Origin of the sequence: Sphingomonas sp. R647, assembly GCF_020177055.1 — a bacterium.
In the GTDB taxonomy this organism is placed as follows: domain Bacteria; phylum Pseudomonadota; class Alphaproteobacteria; order Sphingomonadales; family Sphingomonadaceae; genus Sphingomonas.
In genome coordinates this window covers 287,424-307,056 of sequence record NZ_JAIQXT010000004.1, presented here as the reverse complement: position 1 = coordinate 307,056, position 19,633 = coordinate 287,424, and the positions used below count along the sequence as shown (strand labels likewise).

Genomic DNA, 19,633 nt, shown 5'->3' with positions numbered 1-19,633 from the left:
TCAGTGGATGCTGACCGATGCGGGTGCCCAGCGCGTGCGGCGCGCATCGCCGCGCGGCGCGGCGGGCACGCGGACGAAGGGATGCGGCAGCTGCGGCGGCGATGCGGGGACCGGGGCGAGCGTCACTTCACCAGATCCGGAATACGTTCGAAGATCGTCGTGGTGAAATCGCCGATCAGCGTCAGGATCATGCCGCCAAAGATCACCAGGCTGACCCCGACGATCGCGAGCTTTGGCACGAAGGTCAGCGTCTGTTCCTGGATCGACGTCGCCGCCTGAATCATGCCGAGGATCAAGCCCGACAAAAGAGCCGGGATCAGGATCGGCGCCGAGGCGAGCGCGAGGATCCACATCGCTTCGCGCGCCACGGAGAGGAAATAGTCTGCGTCCATCTTTAATCCTTTGCGGCACCGGCCCGCTCCCCCACCCGGCCACCCATAGGGTAGCTTGGCTGGGTGGCCGGGTGGGGGAGCGGGCCGGTGCCGTGCATTGGGTCCGGCTATCCTGAAAAACTAGAAGCGAGGCTGCCCATCGTCAGCGCCCAGCCATCGACCAGGACGAACAGCAGCAATTTGAACGGCATCGAGATGATCGTCGGCGACATCATCATCATGCCAAGGCTCATCAGCACGGTGGCGACGATCAGGTCGATGACGATGAAGGGCAGGAAGATCAGGAAGCCGATCTGGAACGCGGTCTTGAGCTCGCTGGTGACGAAAGCGGGGAGCAGGATCGAGAAGGGCGTGTCCTGCGGATTGGCGATCGGTCCGGCCTTGGCGATGCCGGCGAACATGGTGATGTCCTTCACCCGCGTCTGCTTGAGCATGAAGGCGTGGAGCGGCTTGCCCGCTTCCTCGATCATCTGCGTCGCGCCCATGCGCCCTTCGGCATAGGGCTGGATCGCGGTGCGGTTCATCTGTTCGATCGTCGGCGCCATGATGAAGAAGGACAGGAACAGCGACAGGCCGATCAGTACCTGATTGGGCGGGGTTTGTTGCAGCCCCAGCGCCTGACGCAGGATCGCCAGCACGATGATGATCCGGGTGAAGCTGGTCATCATCAGCAGGATGCCCGGCAGCACCGTGAGCAGGCCCATGATGATGAGCACTTGCAGCGACAGGCTGAGCGGCGCGTCACCGCCGCCAAGCTCGCCGAGCGCGCGGTCGATCGCGTCGCCAGCACCCGGAGTCGCAGCGGCGGTCGGCGCGGCGACGGGCGCAGCGGCGGCGGCCTCCTGCGCGAACGCCGGAGCGACCGCGAACAGCGCGAGTGCGAGCGCGCCGAGCAGCAGCATGAGGTGGCGCAGCATCGGGCTCATCCGTCGATCCGGTCGATCAGGGTCACGCCGTTGCGGCTGACCGAAACCAGCAGGCGCTTACCCTCAACCTCGAGCACCGCGATGCGGGTGCCAGTCGAGACCATCATCGTCTCCCGCACCTTGAGCATCCGGTCGCCCTGATTGCCGGGCAGCCGCGCCTCAAGCTTGCGCCAGAGATAGAGGCAACCGATCAGCAGGCCGCAGACGAGCGGCAGCAGCACGACCAGCTTGAGGATGTAGGACCACATCATGGTCGATCAGCTCCGCTTCTCGGGTGCGACCAGTTCGGTCATGCGCACACCGAACTTGTCGCCGACGGTGACGACCTCGCCCCGCCCGATCAGCGTGCCGTTGACGAACACGTCGAGCAGCTCGTCGGCCTCGCGATCCAGCTCGATCACGCTGGTTTCGGCGAGCGCGAGCAGTTCGCGCAGCGTCAGCGTGGTCGATCCGATCTCGACGGTCAGCTTGACCCCGACATCCTGGAGCAGATGGAAATTGGCGGCGGCCGCGGTCTCGGCGGCGAAGCTGCCGGTCATGTCGTTCATCGTGCGTCCTCAAGCTCGGGGGAATCGAAACGGGTCAGGCGAATTGCGGCGCGGCCATTGGCGGTACCGACGGTGCCGCTGCCGATCCGGCGCGGGCCGACCATCACCGGCACATCGGGGCCGAAGCTGATCGGGATGACGTCGCCGGGCTTGAGCGCCATCAGCATCGATGCGGAGACAATCGGCTCGGCCAGGACCGAGCGGACCGGCAGGCGCACGCCGAGCGCGGCGCGGGTCAGCGCGTTGCGCCATTGCGGTTCGACCTCGGGCTCGCCACCGATCACCTTGGCGGTGAGTGCGGGGCTCCAGGGTTTCAGCGCGCTGACGGGGTAGAGAATATCGATCCAGTGCGGCTTTGCCCCACCCTGTGCGATGCCGATCCGCGTCACGACCATCGCGTCGCCGCCGTCAATCTCTGGCGCGACCGACAGCGGCGTCGGCGCGGGGACGAAGGCGAAGTCGATATCGGCAAGCAGCTCCCATGCCGGGCGCAGCTGCGCGGCAAGGCTGTCGGCGATGCGGCAGAGCAGGGTTTCGGCGGAACCGGTGAAATCGACCGGCATCGGCTGGGGCGCTTCGCCATCGCCGCCGAAGAAGCGGTCGAGCATCTCATAAGCGAGCTTGCCTTCGATCAGGATGAAGGCGCGGCCGCGGCCCGGCGCCATCGCCAGCGGCAGCCAAGCAGTGAGGCCATCGGGACGCTCGGCGCGGTAATCGGCGTGGCGCTGCACCGACAGCGGTTCGGCCCAGACGCGCAGCCCCTCGCCGAGCAGCGGCTCGAACACAGGCTTAAGCGACTTGGCGAGGCGCGCAGTCAGATGCTGGACGCCGTGCAGATCGCCGAACGGGTTGAGGTTCGCGGCCCCCAAAGCGGGCGCGTGTTCGGCGGCGGCACGCGGCCGCTCGCGCCGATCCGACGCTGTTCCCTGAAGGGTCATCTCTGAAGGGCCGTTAACCATGCCCGTTCACTGAACGATGAAATTGGTAAAATAGACGTTAGCAATCCCGCCAAATCCCTCTTTTTCCTTCAAAACGGCGTTGATTGCGGCGGCGAGGCGCTTTTGCAGGCGGGTTTTGCCGTCGGCGGTGAAGACATCGTCTTCCGCCGTCTCGCCCAGCGCGAGCAGAATCGCCGAGCGGACGGCGAGTTCGTGCGTCTTGAGATTCTCGATGACGCGGCTGTCATAGGGGGTCGAGATCGCGACCCCGACCTGCACGAAATGCACGCTTTCACGCAGGTTGGAGGTGAACTCCTTCTCCATCTGATAATAGCTGGAGGCATATTTATCGCCGCCCTCGCCCTTTGGCGTCGGCTTGCCGCCGCCTTCGGCAGCCTCCTCGCCCTCCTTAGCCGCGGCGCGGACTTCCTCGCTCTTGGGGACGAGGCGCGGGGCATCCGCATCGGCGCTCTCGCCCTGCGCGCCGCGTCCGCCGATCAGGCCGGAATTGGCAGCATAAAGCCCGCCGCCAACGCCGCCGCCGATCAGCACGACCAGGCCGGTGCCGATCATCAGCCATTTCATCATCCCGCCCTTCTTCTTCGCGGGCGCTTCGGTGGTTGCGGTTTCACTCATGGATGGTCCCCCTCAGGATGGTTCAGGCGACCCGCGCGTCGGACGCGGTGCCGGTGGCCGCGCGCGCCGATGCCGGGCGGGCGGGTGTGGATGGGTGGTTCTGCTGCTGTTGCTGGCCGCGCTCGCCGCTGCCGCCATCGACACTCGATTGGCCGAGTTTCAGCCCGCGCGCCTCGGCGAGTTCGGCAAGGCGCGGCGCGGCGTCGGCGAGCAGTTGGCGGGTCGCCGGGTTCTCGGCGGTGAAATGGACCTGGATGCGGTCGCCATCGCGGCGGATCGAGACATCGACCGTGCCGAGATTCTCGGGCGCGAGGCGGATGCGCGTGTCCGCCGCCTCGACGCCATCACGCAGCGCAGCGATCCGCTCGATCATCTTGCCGGTCCAGTCGTCACGGCTGAGGTCGAGCGGAGCCTGATCGGCCTGTGCGGTCGCCTGCACGGTGGTGCGCTGGACTTCGAGCGAACGCAGCAGCTGGATCTCCGGGCTGGCCGGGTCGGCGGGCGTGGCGAGGTCGAGCGGTTCGACCAGCGGCGCAGCGAGCGCGGCGGCGAAGACCTGTGCGGCGGGTGCGGCCTGGACGACCGGGGGCGGCGCGACGGTGGGGCGCGCGGCAAGCTCGGGCGCCGCGGCGGTGGCGCGGTCGGCCCGCACCTCCGCCGCGGCGACCCCGCCCCCGGCGCCCGGCTCGGCCTGGGCCGGAACCGGATCGCGCCAGGTGCGAAGCGGGGTGGAAACTGGGGATGCCGCCGGAGCGGCCGGGGCGGATGCGAGCGAGGCGGCGAACGCATCGCCGTCCGCCGCATCACCTGGGAGCGACGCGGCCTCGCCTAGCTCGACGGGCGGCGCAGCGGCGTCAACCGGATCGGCAATCGGCCCGTCGATATGGGCGCTGGGCGTGCCGACCGCGACGCGCGCGGGCAGCGGGGTTTCGAGCGGCAAGAGAAGCATGCCCTCCGGCATCCACGCCAGCAGCGCCTCATCCGCGTCGGTGTCGCCTTCGGCCACGCCATTGCCGGGGACCGGCAAATCCTTGCCGCACCCGGCAAGCGGCTTGCCGGTCATCGGCGCAACGCCCGGCATCACGCAGTCGAGCGCGAGCTTCAGGTCGAACCCCCCGGCCACAGCAGCGGGCGTGGCACGCGGCACGACTCCGGCGGGAGAATGCGACAGGGCGGTCGAGGCGAGCAGGTCGGTCACAGCGGGCGAAACTCCTTCGCCCGGTAATCAGCAAGGATCGTGCCGTTTTCTCGGGATCGCCGGCATATCCTCCAGCGCGCGCATCGCGCGGCGGGCGGCATTGGCCTCGGCACGCTCGATCAGCTTCTCGATCGCGCTCTGGTCGCGCTTTGCCTCCTGCGTGGCGCCGCGTGCGTGGTCGAGCCCACGCTGGGCATCGGCGACGCGGCGCTCGGCGGCGAAGGCGGACTGGTGCAGCCGCTCGCGATAATGCGCGGCGGCGATCAGGCTGGTGGCACTGCCGGGAAGCGGCGCGGGCGCGGGCGCGACGCCCTGAGCCAGCGATTCGATGCGGGCACGCAACGCCTGTTCGGCGGCGACCTTCTCGCGCGCGGCAACCTCGCTCGCGCGCACCATGTCGAGCTGAAGCGTGCGGACGCGGTGCAGGCGGCCGAGCTTTTTGGCGTGCTTATCCATCCCCGAACACGCCGACCAGTTCGGTCACGGCTTCTTCGAGGCTGACCGTCTCGTCATAGGGCTGGCGGATATAGTCGAGCACGGTGTCGTGACAGGCGATTGCCGCGTCGATCTGCGCATCCGCCCCGGCGCGATAGGCGCCCATCAGGACGAGATCGCGATTCTCTTCGTACGTGGCGAGGTGGCGGCGCAGCACGCGCGCGGCGGCGACATGTTTCTTGTCGGCGATGTCGGTCATCACGCGGCTGACCGATGGCCCGAGGTCGATCGCGGGATAGACGCCGCGTTCGGCCAAGGCGCGGCTGAGCACGATATGGCCGTCGAGGATCGATCGCGCCGAATCGACCACGGGGTCGTTGCCGTCATCGCCATCGGCGAGCACGGTATAGATCGCAGTGATCGACCCGCCGGTATGGACGTCGGTGCCGGCGCGCTCAATCAGGCTGGGCAGCATCGCGATGGCGCTGGGCGGATAGCCGCGCGCGCTGGCGGGTTCGCCGAGCGCCAGGCCGATCTCACGCCCGGCATGCGCGACGCGGGTGAGCGAATCCATGATGAGGAGGACCTTCTTGCCCTCGTTGCGAAAGGCTTCGGCGATGGCGGTGGCGCGCAGTGCGCCACGGATGCGCAACACGGGAGAGTGGTTGGCGGGGACTGCGACGACCACCGAACGCGCGCGCGCCGCGCCCGCGACCTTGGTCTCGAGGAAGTCGGACACTTCGCGCGAACGCTCGCCGATCAGGCCGATGACGATCACGTCCGCCTTGGCCGCGCGGACCATCATGCCGAGCAGAACCGATTTGCCAACGCCCGATCCGGCCATGATGCCGACGCGCTGCCCCTGACCGATCGTCAGCAGGCCGTTGATCGCGCGCACCCCGACATCCATCGGCTGAAGCACGCGCCCACGGTCGAGCGGCGACTGGATCTTGCCGGCGAGCGGCCATTTGCCTGCGCCACGGATCGGGCCGAGCCCGTCGATCGGCTTGCCCGCGCCGTCGACGACGCGGCCGAGCAACGCTGCACCGACCTCTGCCTCGCCCGGAGGGCCGACCGGGCGGACGGGTGCGTTGGGGAGCAGTGCGGCGGGGCCGCCGAGGTTCATCAGCAACGTCCGTCCGCCGCGAAATCCGATGACTTCGGCTTCGACGCGGCTCTCGCCCGTCCCGATCGCGCAGACCGTACCGACGGGGAGCGAGAGGCCGACCGCCTCCATCAGCAATCCGTCATAGGAGGACAGGCGGCCCGACACCTTGGGTTGCGGGCGAAATCCGCCACCGGCGAGGCCGTCGAGATAGTCTGCCGTGAAATCGTTGAACATGCGCCCTCAGATCGCGGGAGGAATCGGCACGCGGTCGATCGCGTGGGCAAGCTGTTCGAGCCACAGCTCCGGCCCGTCCTCGACGATGGTCGAGGCGCTTTCGATGATGAATGCGCCGCGCGCGAGCTGGGCATCGCCGATCGGGAAGACGTTTTTGGGCAGATGGTCCTGCACCAGCACGACATCCTCGGGGTGCAGCCGCAGCATCGCCGATTCGGCGCTGTCGGCGAGCAGGTCGGTCGCGACCGCGATCCGCTGTGCCAGCACGTCGGGCGCGATCCCCGCCTCACCGATCATGCGGGTGACGAGGTGCAGCACGGTCTGGCGCAGATGCCCGGCCATGCGGGTGCGGTCGAAATGCGCGCCCCGGCTCAGCGCGTCGCTGACCTGCGCGAGCAATGCGGCCTGTTGCGCCGCCGATGCATCCGCCTCGGCCCGCCCAGCGGCGAGGCCCTCGGCATAGCCGGCGGCGCGCGCTGCGGCGACCGGGTCGACGAACGGCGCGGGATCGGCGGGTGCACTTGCGGCCTCGAACATGTCCCAGCCTTCGGTGGGTTTGTGCCCCGGCGCTTCGGGCGCGAAGTGGCGCGGTGTCGTGGCGCGGGTTCGCGGGGCAATCGCGCGCGCGGCAAAGGCATCGGGCGGAGCAAAGGCGCGCTTGAGCGCGTCGGCGATCCCGTCGCTGCGTGTGGCGAGGCCGGGCACGAAACTAGACATAGTCGTCGTCTCCGCCACCGCCCGGCATGGTGATGGTGCCGTCCTTCACCAGCTGACGCGCGACCGCGATCATCGCCTTTTGCGCGTCGAGCACTTCGGCCATCTTCATCGGGCCGCGCGCTTCCATCTCGTCGCGGATCGTGTCGGCCGCGCGGCTCGACATGCACGCGAGGAAGCGGGTGCGCGCCGCTTCGTCCACGCCCTTGAGGCTGCGGACCAGCACGTCGCTGTCGATGTTGCGGAGCAAGGTGCCCATATTCTTATCGTCGAGCTCGAGCAGATTATCGAAGACGAACATCGCCTCCTCGATCGCGCGGGCGATTTCGCGGTCGATCTTGGCCAGCTTCGGCATCACCTTCTGCTCGGTGATCTTGCGCGCCGAGGACATGATCTTCGCCGCCTCGCGCGTGCCGCCCATCTGGACGCCCGCGACGCGCTTGGGCTGGCCGGCATGGCGTTCGAGCAGCTGGGTCAGCGTCGCGATCGCGTCGGGCGTGACCGGGCCGAGCCGCGCGACGCGGCGAAGCACTTGCGGCTGGCTTGCCTCAGGCAGCATTTCCAGCACCTGCGCGGCAACGGCGGGGTCGAGATGCGCCAGCAGCACGGCGGCGATCTGCGGATGCTCATCCTCAAGCATGCCGGCAATCTCGGTCGCATCCATCCAGGCCAGCGCGGTGATCGATTCGGCGGGTTCGGGGGGCAGGATGCTGGCAAGCACCGCGCCCGCCCGTTCCGGCCCCAATGCGCGGGTGACGACCGTTTCCAGCTTGGGGCGCGGATCGAACTGGATCGCGCTGCGCTCCTGCGCGCGGCCGGTGAAATCGTCGAGGACCTGCGCCATTTCCCATTCGCTGACGTCGGCAACCGCCATCATCGCGCTGCCCAGCTGACGCACCTCGTCGGGATCGAGCTTTTGCAGGATCGCGGCGGCCTCTTCGTCGCCGACGACCATCATCAGCACGGCGGCGCGTTCGACTCCGGTGAACCGGCGCGGGGCGTTCATCTTACTGGCCCTCCGTGCGGATCATGTCGCGCACGGCGAGCGCAGCGCGCGCGGGATTGTCGCGGGTGAAATCGCGCACCAGTCCGACCCGGTCGCCGAGCGACAGGCCCGATCCCGCCAGCATCTGCGGGCTGACCGGCGTCGGCATCTGCACGCCGTCGGCGCTGCCCATCGGCACGCCCGGGGCACGCGTATCGTCGCGACGGCGCATCAGCGCGCGGGCGAGCGGACGCACACCGAGCAGCAGGACGAGCAGCGCGATCACCAGCGCGGTGACGTTGCGCGCGACCATCGCGAACCACGGCGTTTCGTAGAAGGGAATACCCGCCACCGCAGCGTCGGCATTGGTGCTGAACTTGCGGCTGACCACCGTGACCTGATCCTGGCGCGCGGTGTTGAAGCCAACCGTTGCCTTGACCAGTTCATCGATCTGACGAATCTCGACCGTGCCGCGCGGCTTGCCCGGCTCTTCGCGCAGCAGCACCGCGACCGAGAGGCGCTTGATGCTGCCCGGCATGTTGCGGGTGACCGAAACCTCGCGGCCATTGCTGTAGCTGCGGGTGAAGCTGTCGCTCTGCTTCATGCCCGGCGCGGCGGCGGGAGTCGCGGGCTGGCCCGGCTGGGCGGGGGTTGCGGCGGTCGGCGCCACAGCGGTGCTGGGCGGCGGCGGCACGTTCGACAGCGCACCGGGGATGCCGCCGGGCGCGGACGCACCGTCGCGCGGCGCGCCGGTCCAGTTGCCCTGTTCGGCGCGCACCACCGTGCCCTCCTTGTCATAGCTTTCGCGGGTCGCCTGGCTCTCGTCCAGGTCGACCTCGGCCTGCACTTCGGCGCTGAAATTGCCGGCGCCGAGCAGCGGGGTGAGCAGCTGAACCAGCTGTTGCCGCACCTTGTCCTCGACACGGTTCTGGAAATCGATGCGCGCGTCGCCGGCGCTCGATTCCTGGCCCGATTTGCTGAGCAACGCGCCCATCTGGTCGACGATTGTGACCGCATCGGGCTTCATCCCTGGCACCGACGAGGCGACGAGGTTGACGATCGAGCGGACCTGCGCGTCGGACAGGCTGCGGCCAGGCTGGAGCTTGACGATCACCGATGCGCTCGGCTCGGCCTTGTCGCGGACGAACACGCTGGCTTCGGGCGTGGCGAGGTGCACGCGCGCCTCGGCCACGGTGTCGATCGCACCGATCGAGCGGGCGAGTTCGGTCTCGCGCGCCTGACGCAGTCGCTCACCCTCGACCGCGCGGCTTGCGCCCATCGGGAGGTTGTCGAGCAACGCATAGCCACCGGGCGCCGCCTTGGGCAGATCCTGCCCGGCGAGCAGCATCCGCGCCTTGTGGTAATTGTCCTCGGAAACGGTGATCGATCCCGACCCGTCGATGCCATTGGCGATGTTAGCAGCGTCGAGCGCCTGCGCGACGGCTGCCTTATCGCTCTCGGGCAAATTGGCGAACAGCACGCGCTGGGGCGGGGTCGACAGCGCCATCCAGGCGAGCGCCGCAGCGGCGATCAGGCCGAGCATGAACACCAGCGGCAGGCTGCGTTTGACCGCAGGCTGGGCGAAGATGTCACCCATCTGGCGGAGCGGATTGGCCATGCCGCTGCGGGGTGCGGGGACGGGGGCGTCGGTGGTTGCGATGGCGTTGCTCATGGTCAGACCGGCATGCTCATGATGTCACGATAGGCGGTCAGCAGCTTGTTCCTGACCTGCAGCGTCGCTTCGAACCCGACCGACGCCTCCTGGCGGGCGAGCATCACCTTGGCGATGTCGACCGTCTCGCCGCGCTCATAGGCGGCGGACAATTCGCTGGCGCGGCCCTGCGCGCTGTTCACCTTGCCGACCGCCTGCTCCATCGTGTCGATGAAGCTGGACGGACCGGCGGGCTGCGCGCCTGGCGACGACACGGGTGCCGCAGCACCGCTGGTCGCGCGCTGCAGCGCTTCGTTGCGTTCGAGGATCTGGGCGCGCAATTGCATCACCCGGTCGATGCCCCCGGCACCGCCCACTCCGCCGATCCCGCTCATGCGCTAATCCTCCGGACCAGGTCTTCGCCCTGCTCGCGCGCCTTGGCGAGGCGGTAGCGCAGCGTGCGTTCGGAGATGCCGAGCCGCTTGGCGGTCTCGATCCGGCTGCCGCCACATGCCGCCAGAGTCTCGCGGATCGCGGCGAACTCGCTCAACTGGACGATGTTGCTGAGCTGGCCGGGTTCGGCCGACACCGGCGCAGCCACCATCGACGGGCGGTCGAAAATCAGATGATCGCGCGTGATCGCATCGCCCATGCACAGCAGCAGCGCGCGCTGGATTACATTTTCCAGCTCGCGGACATTGCCCGGCCAGTCATGCGCCTGCAGCACCGCCAGCGCCTCCCGCGTCACCCACGGCAAACGCCCGCGCGGGCCGGCATGGCGGAGCACCATCGCGGCGGCGAGCGCGGCGACGTCGCCGGGACGCTCGGCAAGCGGCTTGGTCGAGAGCGGGAACACCGACAGGCGGTAGTAAAGATCGGCGCGGAACCGGCCTTCCATCACCTCGGTCTGAAGGTCGCGGTTGGCGCAGGCGATGACGCGGACGTCGATCTTCTCAGCCGCCGTCGCGCCGATCGGCACCACTTCGCGCTCCTGCAGCGCGCGCAGCAGCTTGGCCTGCAGCGCCAGCGGCATTTCGGCGACTTCGTCGAGCAGCAGCGTTCCGCCATTCGCCGCGCGGAAAAAGCCTTCGCCCGCCGCATTCGCGCCGGTGAACGCGCCCTTCTGGTGGCCGAACAGCAATGCTTCGAGCATCGTTTCGGGCAAGGCCGCGCAATTGACCGCGATGAACGGGCCGTCGCGGCGGGTGGAGCCGTTATGGATCGCCTTGGCCAGCACTTCCTTGCCGGTGCCGGTCGGGCCGTTGATCAGCACGGTGATGTCGGCGACGGCGACGCGCTCGGCCAGCGCGTAGAGCGCGAGGCTTTCGGGATCGGCGGCGACCGGGGCATGCGCGCCACGCAGCATCGCGCTGGCAAAGCCGGTCGCCACGGCACCGTCATCGGCGCCATAGGACAGGCGGGCAGGATTGCCGTCGTTGAACGGGATCGCCGCGACCGGACCGTCCGCCAGCACCAATGTGCGCGCGGACACCGGGGGCGCCTCACCCTCGACGATCATGAACAGATCGCCGGGCATCGGCTTCACCTTGTCGGCCGCGCCGATCGTGAATCCCTGCGATCGCAGCGCCGAAACCAGCGCGTAATTCTGTCGAAGGACTGCTGCCGACGGAAAGATGGTCTGCATTCGAGAACCCCCTGTTGGAGGCTGAATGCGGTATTGTTGGTAAACGACCGGTAAACCAATGCGAAAAAACAGCGGTTTCCGGCTCCAGATAGCCGCGCGTGCCTCTACGCGCGCGCGAGACCTGCGAAAAACTGCGGCGAAAACTGCTTAATCCGCCGCCCACCCTGCCGTTCTCCCCTGTGGCGGCTCGGGCTCTCTCGCATTCAGGGGGGAAACGGAGGGACGCCGGATTGAACGGAGACAAGACATGACTGTTATCGGAACGAACATCGCGAGCCTGCGCGCCGCGAACGCTTCGAAGATGGCGTCGGCCTCGCTGCAGACCGCCATGGAGCGTCTGTCGACTGGCAAGCGCATCAACACTTCGAAGGACGACGCCGCCGGCCTCGCCATTGCCTCGACGATGACCTCGTCGATCCGCGGCATGAGCCAGGCGATCCGCAATGCCAATGATGGCGTCAGCCTCGCACAGACCGCCGAAGGCGCGCTGGGCGAAGTTACCAACCTACTGCAACGTATCCGCGAGCTGTCGGTCCAGTCGGCTTCGGGCACCTATTCGGACAGCGACCGCACCAATCTTCAGTCGGAAGTCTCGGCGCTGACCTCGCAGATCTCGTCGTCGCTGACCAATGCCAAGTTCAACGGAGTGTCGTTGTTCACTACTGCGGCGAACGGCACCGGCACCTCGACCAAAATCCAGACCGGCCAGAATTCGGGCGAAACGGTTACGATCTCGATCGCCAATATCGACCTCAGCACGATGTCGGCGGGCACCCGCGCAGCGACCGCCGCCGATGTCACCGCCGGTGTGACCCGCGAAGCGACCGCCGAAGACGTGACGGCAGGCGCAACCCGCGCGGCGACCGCTGCCGATGTGACGGCAGGCGCAACCCGCGCCGCGACCGCTGACGACGTGACCGATGGTGCAACCCGCGCCGCGACGCAGGACGATGTCGATGCGGGCACGACCCGTGAGGCGACGGCTGCCGACGTCACCGCCGGTGTGACCCGCGCCGCGACCGCTGACGACGTGACCGATGGTGCAACCCGCGTCGCGACTCAGGAAGATGTCGATGCCAGCCTGATGCGCCCGGCGACTCAGGCCGATGTCGACGACGGGTTCAGCGGCGCTGTCGGCGACGACATCGCGGTGGCGGTCGGCGATGAAGTGCTGGCCGAGGAAGGCGACGCGATCGTCGTGTCGGTCGGTGACGACGTCACCGTGTCGGTCGGCGACCAGGTTGCGGCTGAGGAAGGCGACATGATCGCTGCTGCAGTCGGCGACCAGATCGCGGCTGCAGTGGGCGATGACATCGTGGTCGAAGTGGGCGACGACATCGAGACGACCGGCCTGTCGGTCGCGACGGCGGATGCTGCCGACGACGCGCTCGCAGTGGTCGACGCACTGCTCACCACGGTCAACACTGTCCGCGCGGGCCTTGGTGCGAGCCAGAGCCGCCTTGAATCGGTGGTCAACAACCTGACCAGCAACGTCACCAACCTGACCGAAGCGCGCAGCCGCATCGAGGACGCCGACTTCTCGGCCGAAACGACCGCGCTCGCCAAGGCCCAGATCCTGAGCCAGGCATCGACCGCGATGCTGGCACAGGCCAACCAGTCGCAGCAGAACGTCCTATCTCTGCTTCGCTAAGCGTGTGCCCGGTCGGGGTGTCACCCCCCTGACAGGCGCCACGGCCGGTCACCCTTCCCTGTTGGAAGGGCATGCGAGGAAGCCCCGGTGGTCGCAAGACCACCGGGGTTTTTCTTTTTTGTGGGCGCTTTCAACGCGGTTCGGCACCAGCCCGCTCCCCCACCCGGCCACCCATAGGGTACTGGCGTAGGGTGTCCGGGTGGGGGAGCAGGCTGGTGCCGAAGGGCAGCCCCCTACTCGCTCGGCTTGCCGCCGGGGGTCCAATCGGGGCGGAAGTCGGTGTCGGCGAGCCAGCGGGCGGGGCCGATCAGCGACTGGACCGCGCGGGTCATGAACGGGATGTCGAGATTGGCAATCGTATCCTGCGGCGAGTGATAGGTCGGCGTCACCGCCCAGCCCGAGATCGTGTGCGCGACCACCCCGCGCCGCGCGAGGGCGTAGTTGTCCGATCGCTCGAAGAAATTCTGCTCCGGATACGGGTCCTTCGCCACCAGCGCGCCGCGCTCGGCCAGCGCCGGGCCGAGCGTCGAGCGCTCATAGCCGGTCATCATCATCGTGCCGGCGGGCAGCTTGGGGTCCTGTGCGCCGATCATCTCGATCGCGATATTGGCGACGATGTCGGTCAGCGGCACCGGCGGCGCGGCGGCAAAGGCGCGCGACCCGAAGCCGCCCATCTCCTCCGCACCGAATGCCGCGAACAGGATGCCGCGCTTGTGCCGCTTGCCGTTGCTCAACGCATGGGCGAGTTCGAGCACCGCGGCGACGCCCGAGGCATCGTCATTCGCGCCATACATCACCGTCCCGTCGGGCTGGACGCCGAGATGATCGACATGCGCGGCGAGCAGGATCACCCCCGCCTTGGGATCGGTGCCGGGCAGGTAACCGATCGCGTTGGTCGTCTCGACCTCTTCGCGGACAAGGCCGGGAAGGGTCATCTCGACGGACTTGCCCGCCCCCTTTGCCGCCTTGTCGAACGCGGCGGCGGGCAGCACGATCACTGACAGTCCGGGCTGCGGCGGCTGGCTGGCGAGATAGGAGGTCAGGCGCGGGCGCTTGCCGATCTGGTCCCACAATTTGGCGGTCGCATCGCTCGCGCGCAGCACCAGCAGCTTGGTCCCCTTGCCCCGCACGGCGCGCATTGCGGCCGAGGGCGAGAGCTTCGCGCTCGATACGAACAGCACCTCGCCTGCCGGAATGGCTGCCGCATCGTCGCCGGCATAGACCACCGCAGTTCCCGCCGCGCGATCCGCGCCGCCGAGGATCAGTGTCGCACCCTTCACGGCCTTGCCCGCGACGGTCACGACCGGATCGCTATCGAGGCGCGGTCGGATCACCTTCACCTTCTGGATATAGGAGTCTGCACCCGGCGCAGGCTGGAGCCCATAGCCCTGGAAGCGCGCGGCGACATAGGCGGCGGCAATCGCCTCGTCCCGCGTCGCGCTGCCGCGCCCCTGCAGTTCCGGCCCGGCGAGGAAGCGGACATGCGCCGAAATCCATTCGGGCTTTACCGTCCAGTCGGTCGCCGTGGCGGCAGTGGCGACCGGCGCGGGTGCGGCGGTCTGGGCAAAGGCGGGCGTGGCGAGCGCGGTGCACAGCAACGCGGCGGCGAAGATACGCTTCATGGGGTCCCCCTAAAACTGACCGCGCGACCCTAACGGGGACTGCGCGCAGGGCAAGGCATCAGGCTTCGGGCCGGGTCCATAGCCAGCCGCCGATCACCACCGCTGCGGCGATCGGAATCAGTGGCCAGGGCATGGCGGTGAGCGCGAGCGTCAACACGATGCTGACCGCGAAGGCGATGGTCGCGGCAACCTTGCCGCTGCGGCTGACCGCACCCTTTTCACGCCAGCGTATAATATGCGGGCCGAACCGCGGATGTTCGAGCAGGCGCCGTTCGAGCGCGGGCGAGCTGCGCGCGAAGCACCAGGCGGCGAGGATGACGAAGATCGTCGTCGGCATCACCGGCAGGATCGCGCCGATCACCGCAAGGCCAAGGCACAGAAACCCGGCAATCAGATAGAGATGGCGACGCACCCCGCTTGCGTAGCATGCCAGTCGCGACTGTCTCGCAAAAAGCGAATCACCCCAATCGCCGCATCAGCCCCTTCTTGAGCCGATCATGCGCGCTCTTCTTGATCTGGCAGACGCGCGCCGCACCGACGCCGAGCATCTGGCCGATCTCCTCGAGGTTGAGTTCCTCGACATAATAGAGCTGCACCACCAGCTGCTCCTTTTCAGGCAGCTCGGAAATCGCGCCGATCAGCGCCTCGCGCTGGTCGGCGTCAGCGAGCTGGTCGAAGGCGTCGGGTTCGTCGGACATGAACCACGGGCCTTCGTCCGAATAGACATCGTCGATCGAATCGAACCGCACCGCCTCTGCGCTCGCATAGTCGCTGCGCAATTTGTCGATCGTGACGCCCAGCTTCGATGCGACCGCCGCCTCGTCGGGTCGAGCGCCGTCCGCCGCGAGCGCGGTGACCGCGTCCTGATAGGCGCGGCGGCGCTTCATCGCGCCGCGGGTGATTGTCGCCTGACGGCGCAATTCGTCGATCATCGCGCCGCGCACGCGGGTGTGGAGATACTGGTCGAAGGTCACCAGGCCGCGATCCTCGAAGCTGCCCGCCGCCTCGACCAGCGCGACCAGCCCGATCTGGACCAGATCTTCGACATCGATCAGCGTGCTCATCGACCCATGGACATGCCAGGCAAGCCGACGCACCAGCGGCATATGCTTGCGCACCAGCGCGTCCATGTCGCGGCGCGTGTCGCCACGGCGATCATAGGTGATGGCGAATTCATTCGGAGCAGGCTGATAGGTCATGCGGCAAGTGCCTCCGGTGCGCCGATCACGGCGACGACCTCGACCGACTTGTCCTCGGGCACTTCAAAGAAGCTCAGCACCGGGGTGTCGGGCAGGACGGTGCGGACGAGTTTGCGGATTGCGATGCGGATCGTCGGCTGAACGACCAACGCGAACGGCTTGGCCTCGGCGACGAGCGGCTGGGCGGCGCGCTGCAGCGCATCGACGATGCGGCGGCCAAGGTCGGGTTCGATCGTGTGGCGCTTCGACGGGTCGGAGCGGATCGCCTGACCCAGCAGCGCCTCAAGCTGGCCCTCCAGCGTCATCACGCGCAGCGGCTCGCGCACCCCGCACAGCCGCTGGATGATCAGCGGGCCAAGCTCCGGACGGATCAGCTCGACGATTTCGTCGGCGTCCGCCGTCTTTTGCGCGGCGAGCGCGATCGCGGCGGCGATGCGGCGGAACTCCTTGAGCGGGATATTCTCGGCCAGCAATCCGCGCAGCACTTGCGTCAGCGTCGTGATCGGCAGCGGGTTGGGCGAGAGCGAGGCGACCAGCTGCGCCGCACGTTCGCGCAGACCGTCGAGCAGCGCCTGCACCTCGTCCGGGCCGAGCAGGTCGGAGGCGTTCGAGATCAGCGCCTGATTGAGGTGCGTCGCCATCACCGTGCCGGGATCGACCACCAGCCAGCCCTGCCCCGTTGCCGCATCGGCATCGGCGGGCGAAATCCACATCGCGTCGAGGCCGAAGGTCGGGTCCTTGGCATGCTTGCCGGGCAGCGAACCGACCGCCTGCCCGGTGTCGAGCGCCAGCATCTCGTCGGGCGAGACGCTGTCTTCCCCGATCACCACGCCGCCGACGACGATGCGATAGGCATAGGGGGCCATGTTGATGTCGTCGCGCACGCGCACCTGCGGCACGACGAAGCCTAGTTCCTTCGACAGCTGGCGCCGCACGCCGGTGATCCGGCCCATCAGCGCGCCGCCGCGCCGCTCATCGACCAGCGGGACCAGCCCATAGCCGATATCGATCATCACCTGCATATTGTCGGTGACCTCGTCCCAGCCAATCCGCGAGGGATCGACGGGTTCGGCGGCCTCGACAATGGCGGGGGGCGGCGGCAGCGTGCTCGCGCGCCACATCTTCCACGCCATATAGCCCGAACCGGCAGCGGCGGGCAGGATGATGAAAGCGGGCATGCCGGGGAGGAAGGCGAGCAGGCCGGTGATCACCGCGACCGGGGTCCAGGTGCGGTGGCTGGCGAACTGGCTGCCGATCTGACCGGTCAGATCCTGATCCTTGTTCGCGCTAACCCGCGTGACGATCGCGGCGGCGGCGATCGAGAGCAGCAACGCCGGGATCTGCGCGACCAGTGCGTCGCCGATCGCCAGCAGCACATAGGTCTGCGCCGCCTCGCCCAGCGACATGCCGTGGCTGAGTGGCCCCAGGATCAGGCCGCCGATGATGTTGATGAACAGGATCAGCAGGCCCGCGACCGCGTCGCCCTTCACGAACTTGGACGAACCGTCCATCGCGCCGTAGAAATCGGCTTCGGTCGACACTTCGATCCGGCGCGCCTTGGCTTCGTCGGGGGTGATCAGGCCGGCGTTGAGGTCGGCGTCGATCGCCATCTGCTTGCCCGGCAAGGCGTCGAGGGTGAAGCGCGCCGACACTTCCGACACGCGCCCCGCGCCCTTGGTCACGACGATCATGTTGATGATGATCAGGATCGCGAAGACGAACAGGCCGACGACATAATCGCCGCCGATCATGAACGTCCCGAACGCCTCGATCACATGGCCCGCCGCCGCTTCGCCCTCATGGCCATGGCCCAGCACGACGCGGGTCGAGGCGACGTTGAGGCCGAGCCGGAACAACGTCGCGAACAGCAGCACGGTCGGGAAAGCGGAGAAATCGAGCGGCTTTTGCGCGTTCAGCGCGACCATCAGCACGGCGAGGCTGATGATGATGTTCATGATGAAGAAGGTGTCGAGCAGGAAGGTCGGCACCGGCACGACCATCATGCCCACCAGCACGAGGATGGCGATGGGCAGCGCGAAGTTGCGCAGTGCGGGGAGGATGCCCCCCTGAAGGGTCGCTGCGTTCATTGCGGATCAGGCCCCCATCTGTGCGAGCATGAGATAGGCGAGCCGGGCGGTTTCCGGCGTCGGGCGCAGCGGATTGACCGTCGGCATCGTCGATGCCTTGAGCCGCCCTGCATTCTCCAGCCGGTCGAGCGTGGTCAGCCAGCCACGGTCCTGCCCGACCGCCTCATTGCCCAGCACCACCTCGACATCCTCGCCCAGCGAGGCGACGAGCGTCTGGAACTTCGCGTCGATGCTGCCCGACGCGGCACCGGTCCCGCCGACCGCAGCGGCGCCGCGATCGAGCTTGCCGGCGAAGCGCTCATAGATTTGCCCGAGCGAACGCTGCGATCCGTCCGAGGCGTAGAAGATGTTGCGGTTGGCGCGTGCGGCGGCGGGGAACAGGCTCGCCGCGCCGCGCGTGGGATCGGCGTCCATCGCGCGCAAGAATTTGCGTGCGCCACCGATGCCGAGGAAATGCGCCATGTACAGGTCAGTGCCGGTCGCCTCGCGACCCAGCAATGATTCCAGCGCGTCCTTGTTGTCGCTGGCATGTTCGGCGGCCATCAGCGAGGCGGCCTGCGGATCGTTGCGCAACGACAGGATCGCCTGGCGGGTCGCCGGGTCGGACACGGTGAAGCGGCCATTGGCGGTCTGGCGGATGCTGTCCGCCGCCCAGCCCAGGCCGTGCTTTTCGCCATGGTCCTTGACCACACCGAGCCAGCTTTGTTCGATGAACTGATACAGGCCGGTGGCGCTGGAGGTGCGCGCGCGCGCATCGGCACGCATGCCGCTTTCGACCTGTGCTTGGCCGAGCAGATAGTTGAAGTCGATGCCGGTCTTCTGGCTCGCCGTCGCAATCGCCGTGGTGACGTTCGTTCTGGCTCCGATCGAAGGTACGGTCATAGGCCTTGCTTCTCATCCCCTTGGGTTCGGGGAGATCAGCAAGAGCCGTGCCAGATCTGTCAGGAGAGCGAGTCGGTGCCCCGCAGCGTCTCAGCGAGGCCTACTCAGCCATAACCACCGGCAATTGCAGGCCGGTAAGACGGCAAATCATTGCCGGTCAGTGCCGTCAGCCGCCGCCGCACATTGGCGGCCATCAGGTTGACGTAAATGCGGCAGCTCTCGTTGAGCCGGTGCGCTTCCTCGGCGAGCGCCTTGAGCTCGCCCGACAGCGCGGGATTGTCGTCATTGGCGGCCCCCACCGCCTCGATCCCGATCAATTTGTCGCGCGTTGCCCGTTCGAGCGCGGCGACGTCGTTCGCCTTCAGCGCAGCGATCTCGGCGTGGAGGGCCTCGATCACGCGGATCAGGGCGTCATGCCGCGTCATTCGGGTTCCACTGCAGCTTGAGTGCGATCAGCCGGTCGGCAATCGTCGAGGGGACCAGCGGGAAATTGCCATCGGCAATCGCCTTCTTGATCCGCGCGACGCGATCGGCATCGACCGGGGCGCTGGCCGCAGCTGATTGGGTCAGCGACGCGGCGGCACTGGTATTGGCGGCCTGCGTTGCACCCTCCGCCTGGCGCACGGGCGCGGCAGCGGCCACCGGCGTGAGCCGGGGGGCGAGTGATGCAGGCTTAAAGCCGACTGGATCCACCATGTCTGCGACCCTTTTTCTGCGGACATACGCGAAAACGACGCTTTGACGGGGAGCTTTAGGGAAAAATGCGCGGGCAGCGATTTTTT

Annotated in this window: 22 protein-coding genes and 2 pseudogenes; 2 read left to right on the top strand and 22 right to left on the bottom strand. The window is 67.8% G+C overall.

From position 1 onward, the window contains the following. The 15 genes from K9B35_RS20185 to K9B35_RS11570 all read right to left on the bottom strand — a co-directional run bounded on the left by K9B35_RS20185 (position 1) and on the right by K9B35_RS11570 (position 11,410). Positions 1-126, bottom strand: coding sequence for a hypothetical protein (locus K9B35_RS20185; RefSeq protein ID WP_263622513.1), 126 nt, complete (start codon positions 124-126; stop codon positions 1-3). Beyond that, on the bottom strand, positions 123-392 hold the full coding sequence (gene fliQ, locus K9B35_RS11635) for a flagellar biosynthesis protein FliQ (protein WP_224922004.1): 270 nt from the start codon (positions 390-392) through the stop codon (positions 123-125). Before fliQ ends, K9B35_RS20185 begins: the two co-directional genes overlap by 4 nt. A 107-nt stretch (positions 393-499) precedes the next feature. Beyond that, positions 500-1,309, bottom strand: a complete 810-nt coding sequence (gene fliP, locus K9B35_RS11630) for a flagellar type III secretion system pore protein FliP (protein WP_224922003.1) — start codon at positions 1,307-1,309, stop codon at positions 500-502. A gap of 5 nt (positions 1,310-1,314) precedes the next feature. Further along, a complete protein-coding gene (locus K9B35_RS11625; protein WP_224922002.1) occupies positions 1,315-1,566 on the bottom strand; it encodes a flagellar biosynthetic protein FliO in 252 nt (83 codons plus the stop codon). A 9-nt stretch (positions 1,567-1,575) separates the two neighbouring features. Beyond that, positions 1,576-1,866, bottom strand: a complete 291-nt coding sequence (gene fliN, locus K9B35_RS11620) for a flagellar motor switch protein FliN (protein WP_224922001.1) — start codon at positions 1,864-1,866, stop codon at positions 1,576-1,578. Then, on the bottom strand, positions 1,863-2,804 hold the full coding sequence (locus K9B35_RS11615) for a FliM/FliN family flagellar motor switch protein (protein WP_224922000.1): 942 nt from the start codon (positions 2,802-2,804) through the stop codon (positions 1,863-1,865). Before K9B35_RS11615 ends, fliN begins: the two co-directional genes overlap by 4 nt. A gap of 27 nt (positions 2,805-2,831) precedes the next feature. After that, the gene (fliL, locus tag K9B35_RS11610; protein ID WP_224921999.1) at positions 2,832-3,440 is read right to left on the bottom strand and encodes a flagellar basal body-associated protein FliL; all 609 of its coding nucleotides are present in this window, start codon (positions 3,438-3,440) and stop codon (positions 2,832-2,834) included. Between the two features lie 22 nt (positions 3,441-3,462). Beyond that, a complete protein-coding gene (locus K9B35_RS11605; protein WP_224921998.1) occupies positions 3,463-4,638 on the bottom strand; it encodes a flagellar hook-length control protein FliK in 1,176 nt (391 codons plus the stop codon). A gap of 27 nt (positions 4,639-4,665) precedes the next feature. Next, on the bottom strand, positions 4,666-5,094 hold the full coding sequence (locus K9B35_RS11600; RefSeq protein ID WP_224921997.1) for a hypothetical protein: 429 nt from the start codon (positions 5,092-5,094) through the stop codon (positions 4,666-4,668). Then, positions 5,087-6,415, bottom strand: coding sequence for a FliI/YscN family ATPase (locus tag K9B35_RS11595; protein ID WP_224921996.1), 1,329 nt, complete (start codon positions 6,413-6,415; stop codon positions 5,087-5,089). The genes K9B35_RS11600 and K9B35_RS11595 overlap by 8 nt, the downstream gene beginning before the upstream one ends. Positions 6,416-6,421: 6 nt before the next feature. Then, the gene (locus tag K9B35_RS11590) at positions 6,422-7,132 is read right to left on the bottom strand and encodes a FliH/SctL family protein (protein WP_224921995.1); all 711 of its coding nucleotides are present in this window, start codon (positions 7,130-7,132) and stop codon (positions 6,422-6,424) included. Beyond that, a complete protein-coding gene (fliG, locus tag K9B35_RS11585; protein ID WP_224921994.1) occupies positions 7,125-8,135 on the bottom strand; it encodes a flagellar motor switch protein FliG in 1,011 nt (336 codons plus the stop codon). Before fliG ends, K9B35_RS11590 begins: the two co-directional genes overlap by 8 nt. Position 8,136: 1 nt before the next feature. Then, positions 8,137-9,786, bottom strand: a complete 1,650-nt coding sequence (gene fliF, locus K9B35_RS11580; protein ID WP_224921993.1) for a flagellar basal-body MS-ring/collar protein FliF — start codon at positions 9,784-9,786, stop codon at positions 8,137-8,139. A gap of 2 nt (positions 9,787-9,788) precedes the next feature. Further along, positions 9,789-10,160, bottom strand: coding sequence for a flagellar hook-basal body complex protein FliE (gene fliE / locus K9B35_RS11575; RefSeq protein ID WP_224921992.1), 372 nt, complete (start codon positions 10,158-10,160; stop codon positions 9,789-9,791). After that, on the bottom strand, positions 10,157-11,410 hold the full coding sequence (locus K9B35_RS11570; RefSeq protein ID WP_224921991.1) for a sigma-54 interaction domain-containing protein: 1,254 nt from the start codon (positions 11,408-11,410) through the stop codon (positions 10,157-10,159). Before K9B35_RS11570 ends, fliE begins: the two co-directional genes overlap by 4 nt. Before the next feature lie 247 nt (positions 11,411-11,657). On the opposite strand from K9B35_RS11570, the pseudogene K9B35_RS11565 reads away from it, so the two are divergent. Next, positions 11,658-12,011: pseudogene (locus K9B35_RS11565) on the top strand (flagellin FliC); the annotation flags it as partial. Positions 12,012-12,797: 786 nt separating this feature from the next. Further along, positions 12,798-13,061 (top strand): annotated as a pseudogene (locus K9B35_RS11560) (flagellin); the annotation flags it as partial. Positions 13,062-13,294: 233 nt separating this feature from the next. Here K9B35_RS11560 and K9B35_RS11555 read toward each other — a convergent pair. From K9B35_RS11555 to flgM, 7 genes are all read right to left on the bottom strand, one after another. Further along, entirely contained in the window at positions 13,295-14,683 is a 1,389-nt protein-coding gene (locus K9B35_RS11555; RefSeq protein WP_224921990.1) for a M28 family metallopeptidase, read from the bottom strand. A 58-nt stretch (positions 14,684-14,741) separates the two neighbouring features. After that, entirely contained in the window at positions 14,742-15,095 is a 354-nt protein-coding gene (locus tag K9B35_RS11550; RefSeq protein WP_224921989.1) for a YbaN family protein, read from the bottom strand. 46 nt (positions 15,096-15,141) lie between these two features. Then, positions 15,142-15,882: a sigma-70 family RNA polymerase sigma factor gene (locus K9B35_RS11545; protein ID WP_412103463.1), complete on the bottom strand. Its 741-nt coding sequence runs from the start codon at positions 15,880-15,882 to the stop codon at positions 15,142-15,144. Next, a complete protein-coding gene (gene flhA / locus K9B35_RS11540) occupies positions 15,879-17,969 on the bottom strand; it encodes a flagellar biosynthesis protein FlhA (protein WP_224921988.1) in 2,091 nt (696 codons plus the stop codon). The genes K9B35_RS11545 and flhA overlap by 4 nt, the downstream gene beginning before the upstream one ends. Positions 17,970-17,975: 6 nt before the next feature. Next, positions 17,976-18,851, bottom strand: coding sequence for a lytic transglycosylase domain-containing protein (locus tag K9B35_RS11535; RefSeq protein ID WP_224921987.1), 876 nt, complete (start codon positions 18,849-18,851; stop codon positions 17,976-17,978). Positions 18,852-18,955: 104 nt separating this feature from the next. Further along, positions 18,956-19,276 (bottom strand): flagellar protein FlgN, encoded by a 321-nt coding sequence (locus K9B35_RS11530; RefSeq protein WP_224921986.1) that lies wholly within the window; start codon positions 19,274-19,276, stop codon positions 18,956-18,958. Beyond that, the gene (flgM, locus tag K9B35_RS11525) at positions 19,263-19,547 is read right to left on the bottom strand and encodes a flagellar biosynthesis anti-sigma factor FlgM (RefSeq protein WP_224921985.1); all 285 of its coding nucleotides are present in this window, start codon (positions 19,545-19,547) and stop codon (positions 19,263-19,265) included. Before flgM ends, K9B35_RS11530 begins: the two co-directional genes overlap by 14 nt. Positions 19,548-19,633: the final 86 nt, after the last annotated feature.